The 5,386-nt window shown below is 69.8% G+C and carries 6 protein-coding genes; 2 read left to right on the top strand and 4 right to left on the bottom strand.

Going from position 1 to position 5,386, the window contains the following annotated elements:
- Positions 1-34: 34 nt before the first annotated feature.
- The 4 genes from ACFU7Y_RS39255 to ACFU7Y_RS39240 form a co-directional block, all read right to left on the bottom strand.
- A complete protein-coding gene (locus ACFU7Y_RS39255; protein WP_380771233.1) occupies positions 35-568 on the bottom strand; it encodes a hypothetical protein in 534 nt (177 codons plus the stop codon).
- A gap of 466 nt (positions 569-1,034) precedes the next feature.
- Positions 1,035-1,622 (bottom strand): hypothetical protein, encoded by a 588-nt coding sequence (locus ACFU7Y_RS39250; protein ID WP_380771232.1) that lies wholly within the window; start codon positions 1,620-1,622, stop codon positions 1,035-1,037.
- 342 nt (positions 1,623-1,964) lie between these two features.
- Positions 1,965-2,099 carry a hypothetical protein gene (locus ACFU7Y_RS39245; protein WP_380771231.1) on the bottom strand — a complete coding sequence of 45 codons (135 nt, stop codon included), beginning with the start codon at positions 2,097-2,099 and terminating at the stop codon, positions 1,965-1,967.
- Positions 2,100-2,350: 251 nt separating this feature from the next.
- Positions 2,351-2,857 carry a hypothetical protein gene (locus tag ACFU7Y_RS39240; protein WP_380771230.1) on the bottom strand — a complete coding sequence of 169 codons (507 nt, stop codon included), beginning with the start codon at positions 2,855-2,857 and terminating at the stop codon, positions 2,351-2,353.
- Positions 2,858-3,670: 813 nt separating this feature from the next.
- Between ACFU7Y_RS39240 and ACFU7Y_RS39235 the strand changes: the two genes are divergently transcribed.
- Both ACFU7Y_RS39235 and ACFU7Y_RS39230 read left to right on the top strand, forming a co-directional pair.
- Positions 3,671-4,147 (top strand): helicase associated domain-containing protein, encoded by a 477-nt coding sequence (locus ACFU7Y_RS39235; RefSeq protein ID WP_380771229.1) that lies wholly within the window; start codon positions 3,671-3,673, stop codon positions 4,145-4,147.
- Between the two features lie 355 nt (positions 4,148-4,502).
- Entirely contained in the window at positions 4,503-5,198 is a 696-nt protein-coding gene (locus ACFU7Y_RS39230) for a DUF4241 domain-containing protein (protein WP_380771228.1), read from the top strand.
- Positions 5,199-5,386: the final 188 nt, after the last annotated feature.

The following is a 5,386-nucleotide window of genomic DNA, read 5'->3' as shown; positions in this document are numbered from 1 at the left end:
GGCGTGGCCCAACACGGAGAGGAGGAGGATCAGACTAGGAACTCACGCGGCGACGGGCCAGATCTGGCAGGCAGCTCGGAAGCCATACCCGCAGGCGCAGCCCGGGGGCACGGCGGCCGCACCAGTCGGTGCAGTAGCGGCGGGTCCGGCCCGGGGCTGCGGGCGGCAGCACCGTCTGTGCGCAGACCAGACAGTGGCCCGGCTGGACGGGGGTGGCCAGGCGTTCCAGCAGCCGTTGGATCCGGCGTTCCTCGTCGAGTTCGAAGGGTTCCTGGTCCGCGGTGCAGTTGATGAGGAGCTCGGCGAAGGTAGCGCGCAGCCGGGTCAGGTCGCGGCAGCGGGCGCCGAGCAGGGCGAGGTAGTCCTCGACGGGCCAGGTGGCCAGGGTGGCGGTGCGGGTGAGGTAGAGGCCGACGGTGTCGATGCGGTGGTGGTCGGTGGTGTCGAGGAGGAGGTAGCCGAGGATCTGCCAGGCGGTGGCCTTCTCGAAGCGGCGGGGGTGGCGGGTGCTCTTGATCTCGATCAGCGTGCCGTCGGCCAGGAGGTTCGGCGTCGGCGGATCAGGCACACCGGGCCGTCATGGAGGATGGCCGCGCACACCGCACCCGGACCGGCCCGGTGCCCGTACTGCTGGTGGTCACCGCCGGGTCCAGGCCGGGCAGGCGGGCTCGTGCCAGATGGTGCGGACGACGATGCCTCCCGGGATGAGGTGTTCGCTGCACCAGGCCTGGCAGCACCCGCCGACTGGCCGGGCCGGGGTCGGCGGCCTGGCAGCGCGGACCGAGGCAGCAGGTGCGGGGACGGCAGGCGCGGCCGGACGGCGCCGCCGGCGGGGGCGCCTGGTGGAGGGTGTCGTCATGCCGGAGGCATCTGCCCATCGCATCTTCCCGCCGAGCCTGGCCGTCACCCGGACGGCCCAGCCGCGGTTGGCGGTCTGGGCCCAGCGACAGTCCGTGCCGGGGCAGGGGAACCGGGCGAACCTGGCCAGTCACGGCCGGCGTCGTGGAGCCGATCACACAGTTCTTCCGGACCGCTCAGCCTTCCGCCGCCGGACCGCGCCGGCTCGTCATGACGTCGCCGGGGAACTTCGGCAGGTTCTCAACGAGCAGCCGGTCCCGGTGGCGGATCGCGCTGTTGCGACCCACCATCTCCTCGCCGGACAGGTATCGGAAGAGCCACTCGGAGAAGCTCTGCTCGAACTCGTGAAAGACCCCTTCGTCCGCCGACGGGCTGACCACCACCCAGTCCCCGGTCTCCGCGCACTGCCGGAGAAAGACCGTCTCCCGCCGATCGGTGCTCGCCACCGGGATCAGCCCGTACGGCCCGCCGAAGGTCGGGACCTCGCCGTGATACTTAGGCCCTTCGTTGGCGATCCAGTCGAGGACGGCCAGATCGGCCAGCGAGCTCGACAGCCAGTCGGCCAGGTTGAAGAACTCAGTATCGGGGTGACGAATCGTCAGATGGCTGCTGAGACAAACGGGTGCATATGCCTCGACGATCCGCTTGAAATCGTCGGGCAGTTCAACTCCCGCGGCCTGACCGACCGCACGCCATCCCTCCGCCGAAGCGGATCGTCGCTCCCCCACACCGATCAGCCCAAAAATCCGGTCAATGAACTCCATATCCACTTTCCCATCTACGGTAGATTCGATTTCATGTACGGGCACTTGTTGTCACCGTTCGCCGTCCCGCCTTCCCCTGCCGGCGACTGGTAGACGATGCAGTGAACCTCCCTATTGTCCTCAACGACGAGGTAGTCGTAATGCTTCGAGTAGTACACCCCTGTGCCCTGATTCGGATAGGTCACGCGAATGGTGCCGACGACGTGCTTTTGGGCAATTAGCGCGTCACGAATGCCCCTCTCCACACCGGTGCTGAGGTAAGCCGGGCATCAGGTGCAGCTCGATGCGCTCGGCGTTCGCAGCCAGCCATTGCTTGGCGGCCTTGCTGCGATGGACGGGATGTCAGTCGGCGATCACATGGATCTTCCGGCCGGCCTGGCGGGCGAGTCGATCGAGGAACGCACAGAGGACCGTGGCGTTGAACTTCCCTGGAAAGACGGTGAACCACAGCGCGCCGCGCGCCGGCAGCGATGACACCGTGCGGGTGTGGGATCTGGCCACCGGCCAGCCCTACGGCCAGTCCCTCACCGGCCACACCGACGACATGACCGCGGTGGCGTGCACGGTCCTCGACGGTGGCCCGGTCGCCGTCACGCACGGTCTCCCGTCCCATGCTGAACAAGGACGGCGAGGTGTACTGGTAGAAAGGTCACCTGACACCGCTCGCCGGACGGTGCGGGGTGCGGTGCCGCCGACCGTACAGGCGAACGACCAGGCGAGGGCCGGGTTCACGTCTCCGTCCGGCCGGGGGCGGTGCCGGTCATCACCCAGTGCGGGAAGTGGTCGAGGGGGATCGCAGGCGTGGCGGGGGAATCCGGGTGGAACGTTCCGGCCGGGAAGAACGCCGTCCAGCAGCTCCGGCACAGCCAGCCGGCCCGCCAGGCCTGGAGGCGACGCTGCCACATCCCCCGCCACGCGATGTCCGCAACGGACGTGCCGGTGCGGCGCTCGCGAGTCGCGGAGTGCACGAGGAAGCCGATGCCGACCAGCAGCCCGGGAATCAGGAACACGCCGACCCAGGCACCCGCCTGGTAGGCGCTGCTGGAGCCGTCCTGATCGCCGGACTTCAGCTGGCGGAGGATGCCGGTCATGAGGAAGAAGCCGGCGATGGAGAACAGCACGATCGCGGCGTTGTGCAGGCGGACCGAGCCCGGCTGCGGCTCGGGCGGCGGGGCCAGTGCCTCCCGCACTCCCCGGTCGAGGTCGCCGTCCACCTGGGCTCGCGGCACGGGCACGCACTGATCCGCCGAAGCGCACTGGGGACAGACTGCACTCATAGAACAATTCCTCCTGTTGCCAGTTGGGTTGGCGGCACATCACGAACGGACGGCGGGCGGAGCGTCAGGACAAGACGGCGAATGCCGGTACCGGTGCCGCCATGGGCACGGCGCGTGAGCATGGTCCCCCCTGTGGACGAGCGCTTCGAGACCGAACGGCCGCGAGCATGCGGACGCTACCAGCGCTTTGACATGCACTCAAACGTGATTGCCGCCACGGCGCCCCGCCATGGCCCGGGCGGATGCCGTGCGGGAAGGGCAGCCCCATGGAGTCCACCGCTGGGCCGAACGACAGATCGCGAACTGGCACCACCTCCACCCCCAGCAACAACACCTCCTCACCGAAATCGGCGTCACATCCACGGCCGAGACGGACAGCGGGCCCTGTCATGGGTCGGTAGGCGCTGACAGCCCGCCGGCCACGACCTGCCCCGCGGCGCAGCCGACGCCGAGACAACACCCGACCCGGCATTCAGCCGCTCACTTGAACTGCGCTCCACCCACTGAACATGCGCAGATCCTGGTGCCGTCGGACAACGCGCGGGTGGAAGGCCCACAACCGAACCGAAAGATCTGCAAACCCCCGCAACCGATCTGCTCACTGCCACAAAAGCCATCCATCGAAACTGCTAACCCACAGCTCACCTGTCTCTCACTACTCAGAAAAACCGAGCAGCGACAGCGCTGTCGCCCGAGCGGCGCAGGGCGCTTGAAGAGATCGACCCGTGGTGGTGCCCCGCCTGGCCGATCACCTGGCAGCGCGCGTACGCCGTGGCGCGGCAGTGGTGGCTGGAGTCCGACGGCCGCGTCGACTGGACGCAGCTGCCCGCGGACACCGCGTTCGAGGGCGAGCAGCTCAGCCGCTGGGTGAAGGCGCAGCGCGCCGACTGGTCGGGCTTGGAGGCGGACCAGCGGGATCTGCTCGCGGCGAGCGGCATCGAGGAGGACCAGGAGCTGGCAGCAGCGCGGGCGGCGGCAGCGGCCAAGCCGAAGGTGTCTCGTGCCGACCGGTTCGCCCAGGGTCTGGCCGCCCTCGCCCAGTTCGTGGAGCGGGAACGTCACGCCAACGTCCGGCGCCCGCACAAGGAGCCGCTGGAGACCGTGGAGGCCGGCCGCGGCGGTGAGGAGCAGGTGGTGATGTCGCACTTCGCACTGGGCACCTGGCTCAACAACCAAAAGGCCCGCCGGGCGAAGCTGACCCAGGGCCAGCTCGCGCAGCTCGCCGAGCACGGCGTGGAGTGGGCGTAGGCCTGCGGACACCGGGCCGCGGCCGGGGGCGGGGGCGGGGGCGCTCTTCGCGCTCCCTTGGCGACAACGCACTGCAGTTTCGCGCCCGGCGTCACCGACCCCGGGCACTCCAGTCGGCCCGGGCTGGCTACCTCCCACGGCTCCAGCCGCCAGGCCCTCCTGGACACCGATCGAACCCCCTGCACTTCCAACACAGGCGCAGCAAGGCGTTCGCCATGCGGGCGGCCAGCCTGGGAAGGAGCCTCGCGGCCAGCCGCGGACAGCCCGCGCGCAGACTGTGGCACCGGGGGTTGTCTGCGGGGATGCGTAGCGTCCGGGCGGCAGGTGCCACAGAAGTGAGAAGGAAGGGGCGGGAATGGACGAGGTCAGGCCGGAGACGCGTGAGTACCTCGACGGTCTGTTCACACCGGGCCTGCGGATCGGCGGCGATCCGCACACCCCGTACAGCTGGATCGAGATCGCCGAGGTACAGAAGGTCACCGCAATCCGGCTGCCGAGCGGCTGGCTGGTCGTGGACTCGCCTTGGAACGCCGAGCCGCCGCGCGAGCTCGCGTTCCGAATCCCGCCCGGCGAGTACCCGGTGGACGTCTCCTGGGCCAACTGGCCCCACCTATCCGACGGCTACTACAACGAGTACCGGGAGTGCGCCGCCACACGCCTGCGCGTACGCGACGAACCGGTGGTCACGTGGGAGCTCGCCCTCGGCGTGGGCGAGGACCCGGCCCTGCGCGCTGCCCGCGCGGGGTTCGCAGCGGAGGACGCCATGGGCTGCTTCCCCGACGCCACCGTCTGGCAACCGCTGACAGAACCCTTCCGCCGCTACCTGGCGGACGTGGCCAACGCCGGCTTCGGCGGCCTGGGGAGCGGGCGGGACACCGAGGACCTCTGTGAGGGCCACTTCGAGTTCGCCCACGACGAGGAACACCGGGCCGACCTGCTGACTTTCGGCGTCCCGGAAGGCTGGGGCCAGGTCTGGGCAGGCCGCACCCGCGATGGCGAGACCGCAGTGATCGTCGTTCCGGGCCCGGTGCCCACCAGCCCGTGGGACTGAGACACCCTGGCGAGAGCCAGGCCCGGCCCTCCGCCCCTGCCACCGTGTCGGGGGTTTCTACCGACCAACGCGGCTCCGGCCGACGCATAGCCGACAGCCAGACGGCGACCTGACGGCACGCCTCCGCGTCCACTCTGCCGGACGCGGAGGCCCAGCCCACCGGCAGCTCGTGCAAGGGCGTCCCGGGC

It is taken from the genome of Kitasatospora sp. NPDC057542 (genome assembly GCF_042801945.1).
Classification (GTDB): Bacteria; Actinomycetota; Actinomycetes; order Streptomycetales; family Streptomycetaceae; genus Kitasatospora.
The sequence above is the reverse complement of the archived record's forward strand: the minus strand, read 5'-3'. Positions and strand labels throughout refer to the sequence as shown.

Coding starts and splice junctions, on each gene's coding strand:
- ACFU7Y_RS39250 (WP_380771232.1), bottom strand. CDS start 1,622: ATGGAGTTCATTGACCGGATTTTTGGGCTGATCGGTGTGGGGGAGCGA.
- ACFU7Y_RS39230 (WP_380771228.1), top strand. CDS start 4,503: ATGGACGAGGTCAGGCCGGAGACGCGTGAGTACCTCGACGGTCTGTTC.